Source organism: Variovorax sp. E3 (assembly GCF_016082275.1).
Classification (GTDB): Bacteria; Pseudomonadota; Gammaproteobacteria; order Burkholderiales; family Burkholderiaceae_C; genus Variovorax.
This window is the reverse complement of sequence record NZ_MOWM01000282.1, coordinates 1-4211: the sequence shown is the minus strand read 5'-3', so window position 1 is coordinate 4211 and position 4211 is coordinate 1. Positions and strand designations below refer to the sequence as shown.

At 69.9% G+C, this 4211-nt stretch carries 3 protein-coding genes and 1 pseudogene; all 4 read left to right on the top strand.

Annotated elements, in window-relative coordinates; genetic code table 11:
- Positions 1-410 (top strand): acyl-CoA dehydrogenase C-terminal domain-containing protein (locus BMG07_RS39910; RefSeq protein ID WP_198089098.1); only part of this gene is annotated, 410 nt, incomplete at its 5' end.
- An 89-nt stretch (positions 411-499) separates the two neighbouring features.
- The gene (locus tag BMG07_RS39905; protein WP_198089097.1) at positions 500-1462 is read left to right on the top strand and encodes a nitronate monooxygenase family protein; all 963 of its coding nucleotides are present in this window, start codon (positions 500-502) and stop codon (positions 1460-1462) included.
- A gap of 59 nt (positions 1463-1521) precedes the next feature.
- Positions 1522-2634 carry an acyltransferase gene (locus tag BMG07_RS39900; protein WP_198089099.1) on the top strand — a complete coding sequence of 371 codons (1113 nt, stop codon included), beginning with the start codon at positions 1522-1524 and terminating at the stop codon, positions 2632-2634.
- A 156-nt stretch (positions 2635-2790) separates the two neighbouring features.
- Positions 2791-4211 (top strand): annotated as a pseudogene (locus tag BMG07_RS39895) (ABC transporter ATP-binding protein/permease); the annotation flags it as partial.

Sequence of the window (4211 nt, the reverse complement as noted above, 5' to 3'; positions counted from 1 at the left end):
CCGCCAAGGCCATTGCCGCGCAGATCGAGAAGACCGAAGCCGAACTCGCCAAGAGCGACCACCCCGCCGCGGCTGCTGTGCTGAAACGCCTGACGGCCGCGCGCCTGGCCTTCATCGACGTGGTCGACTTCGTGGCCGGGCAGACCAAGGCCTCGCCCAACGCGGTGTTCTCGGGCAGCGTGCCATACCTGATGCTCGCGGGCAACCTGGTGGCCGGCTGGCAGCTCGCACGCTCGCTGATCATTGCGCAGGACCTGGCCTCGCGCAGCTTCGACACCGACTTCATGCTGGCCAAGATCGCCACCGCGCGCTTCTACGCCGAGCACATCCTGAACAAGGTGCCGGGCATCCGCGACAGCATCGTCGACGGCGCCGAGAGCGTCACGGCGATGGCGCTCGACGCGTTCTGACCCTTCTTGACGCGTGGCCGCTGTCGCCCACCTGACGGGCGGCGGCGGCTTCCCTCTCTTATAAAACCGAACCCATTTCCGGAGACGACATGTCCAAGCTGCCCCCCGTCCTGGCGAACCTGCCGCTGCCGATCATCGGCTCGCCGCTGTTCATCATCAGCAACCCCAAGCTCGTGATTGCGCAATGCAAGGCGGGCGTGGTCGGCTCGATGCCCGCGCTCAACGCGCGTCCCGCGGCGCAGCTCGAAGAGTGGCTGATCGAGATCACCGAAGAACTCGCGGCCTACAACAAGGCCAACCCCGACAAGCCCGCCGCGCCCTTCGCCATCAACCAGATCGTGCACAAGAGCAATGACCGGCTCGAGCACGACATGGAAATGGTCGTGAAGTACAAGGTGCCGATCGTCATCACCTCGCTGGGCGCGCGCACCGACGTGAACGACGCGGTGCACAGCTACGGCGGCGTGACGCTGCACGACATCATCAACAACAAGTTCGCGCAGAAGGCCGTGGAGAAGGGCGCCGACGGCATCATCGCCGTGGCGGCCGGTGCCGGCGGCCACGCGGGCGTGAAGAGCCCGTTCGCGCTGGTGCAGGAAATCCGCCAGTGGTTCGACGGCCCCATCGCGCTGTCGGGTTCCATCGCCACCGGCGGCGCGGTGCTGGCCGCGCAGGCCATGGGCGCCGACTTCGCCTACATCGGCACGGCCTTCATCGCGACCGAGGAAGCACGCGCGAGCGAAGAGTACAAGCAGGCCATCGTCGAAGGCAACTCGGACGACATCGTCTACTCGAACCTGTTCACCGGCGTGCATGGCAACTACCTGGCGCCCAGCATCGTGGCCGCGGGCATGGACCCGGCCAACCTGCCCGAAGGCGACCTGAAGACCATGAACTTCGCCAGCGGCGACGGCAGCAAGGCCAAGGCCTGGAAGGACATCTGGGGCTCGGGCCAGGGCATCGGCGCCGTGACCGAAGTGGCCAGCGCCGCGGCCTTCATCGAGAAGCTCAAGCGCGAGTACAACGAAGCAAGGCAGCGGTTGGCGCTTTGACCGCGCTGGCCAACGGCGCGGCGCCCGTTGCCAGGGCGCCTTCGTCCTCGGTGGGCCGCATGCCGCTGCTCGACGCGGCCAAGGGCATCGCCTGCGCCGTGATCGTCGGGCACCATCTGTCGCGCTACGGCCCCATGCCGGCCGGCGCGTATGCGCTCGCGCCCGATTTCTTCGCGTGGCTGTCCAACGAGGGCCGGCTCGCGGTGCAGGTGTTCCTGGTCATCGCGGGTTTTCTCGCGGCGGCCAGCCTTGCACCCGACGGCACGCTGCGCGTGGACCGGCCGGTTGCGCGCATCCTGCAGCGCTACGGGCGCCTGGTGATGCCGTACCTGGCCGCGCTCACGGTGTGCGTACTGGTGGCGGCGGTGGTGCGGCCGTGGCTCGACGAAGAGGTGGTGCCCGCATCGCCCACCTTCGGGCAACTGGTCGCGCACGGACTGCTGTTGCAGGATTTGCTGGGCTACGAGTCGCTGTCGACCGGCGTCTGGTACGTGGCCATCGACTTCCAGCTGTTCGCGCTCGCGCTTGCGCTGGTGGGCCTGCCCACGCTGCTGCAGCGCGCGAGCGGTGCGGCGCCCGTCAACGCGGGCACGCGCTGGCTGCCGGTGGCGCTGGTGGTGGTGCTGGCCGTGACGTCGCTGGTGCTGTTCAACCGCAACGCGGGGCTGGACGACACGGCCTTCTATTTCTTCGGCACCTACGGCCTGGGCATGCTGGTGTTCTGGATCGGCCGCGCCACGCGCTTCAGCACCTGGCAGAGCGCGGTCGCGATGCTGGCGCTGGTGGGGGCGGGCGCGCTCGCCATCGACTGGCGCAGCCGCATCGCCACCGCGCTGGTGACGGCGTTGCTGCTCGCGGTCGCGCAACGCCGCCACTGGCTGTCGCCCGCGCACTGGCCCGCGCTGGCGGTGCCGCTGCAGCGGCTGGGGCGCATGTCGTACTCGCTGTTCCTGATCCACTTTCCGGTGCTGCTCGCCATGAACGCGGCGGTGGCCAATGCCGGGCCGCACGGCGCGTGGTTCGACGCGGCGGGGCTGGTCGCGACCTTCGGCCTGTCGATTGCCGCGGCGGCGCTGCTGTACCGCTGGGTCGAGGCGCGCCCGGCCTCGTGGCGCGGCGTGTTCACGCTTTTTGCCGCGCTGCTGGTCAGCGGAATAGTCGTTTCGCATTAGCCACGGGGGCGCCCAGGCGGCGCCCCGGCTGAATCTTCCCGAATTGGTTGCGTTCGAGCGCCAGACCGTGCAGTCTGCGGGCTCGTCCAGTCGCCTTCCGTCTCCGGTATGATTGTGGAAATTTCAGTAAATACTGAAAATACACGAAACCAAGGAATGACCAAGCACTCGCCACCCCGATCGCCGTTGAAGGCTTTCGCGTCGCCGGACATCGGCGGGGTGGTGCAAGGCGCCGCCGCGTTGCTGTGGTTGCCACAGGCGGCCCTGCTGGCCATGGCGGTGCAGGGGCTGGCTTCAGGGCGCGGCTTGCAGGCGGTGATGTGGCCGGCGGGGGCGATCCTCTTGCTCGGCTTGCTGCGCGCGGCCTGCGAGGCCTGGGGCGCGCGCCGCACCTTCGGGCGCGCACGGGCGCAGCTCACGGCATTGCGGGCGCAAACGACCGAAGCGCTGGCCGGCGGCTCGCCGCTGGACCGTGGCCGCGTGCCTTCAGGCCAGGCCGCGAGCGTGCTCGCCGAACAGGCCGAGGCGCTGGTGCCTTACCTTGTGCGCTACCAGCCGGCGCGCTGGCGCGCGACCGTGGTGCCGGTCTTCATCCTCTGCGCGGTGGCGTATTTCTCGTGGATCGCGGCGCTGGTGCTGCTGGTCGCGGCGCCGCTGATCCCGATCTTCATGGCCATCGTCGGCTGGCGCGCCAAGGCCGCGAGCGAGGCACAGATGGTCGAGATGGGCGGCATGAACGCCTTCCTGCTCGACCGCCTGCGCGGCCTGGCCACCCTGCGCGCGCTCGACGCGGTCGATGCCACCGCGCACCGGCTCGGCGATGCCGCGCAGTCGCTGCGCACGCGGACCATGGCGGTGCTGCGCATCGCGTTCCTGTCGTCGGCGGTGCTCGAGCTGTTCTCTGCGCTGGGCGTGGCGATGGTGGCGGTGTATGTCGGCTTTCATCTGCTGGGTTCGATCGGCTTCGGCGCCTGGGGCCACACGCTGAGCCTGGGTGAAGGGCTGTTCGTGCTGCTGCTGGCACCGGCCTTCTTCGAGCCGCTGCGCGAGCTGTCGGCGGTGTGGCACGACCGGGCGGCGGGCGAGGCCGCCTTGCAGGCGCTCGACGGCCTGCAGCGCAATGCGTTGCCGTTGCCCGGCGCGAATGTGTCGCTGAAGCGCGCGTCGGCGGGGCCCGCGCACGGTGCGCCGGCCGTGGTGGTTCACGGGCTGCATTTTTCTTGGCCCGGCGAAACGCAAGAGGTCTTTGGCGGCCTGGAACTGCGCGTCGCGGCCGGCGAGCACGTGGCGCTGACCGGCCCCAGCGGCGCGGGCAAGACGGCGCTGCTGTCGCTGCTCGCGGGCCTCGTGCCGGCGGCGCGCGGCGAAATCGCGATCGGCGGCATCGCGCTGACCGACCACACGGTGGCCGCATTGCGCCAGCGCGTGGCGTGGATGGGGCAGGCGCCGCACGTCTTCGCCGGCTCGGTCGAGGCCAACGTGGCGTTGGGCCGCGCCGACATCGGCACGCCGCGCGTGGCCGAAGCCATGCGCTTCGCCGCGCTCGACGCGTGGCGCAGGCGCACCCCGGCACGGCG

Bases quoted from the DNA above. Each gene is read 5' to 3' on its own strand.
- BMG07_RS39905 (WP_198089097.1), top strand. From the start codon at position 500: ATGTCCAAGCTGCCCCCCGTCCTGGCGAACCTGCCGCTGCCGATCATC.
- BMG07_RS39900 (WP_198089099.1), top strand. From the start codon at position 1,522: ATGCCGCTGCTCGACGCGGCCAAGGGCATCGCCTGCGCCGTGATCGTC.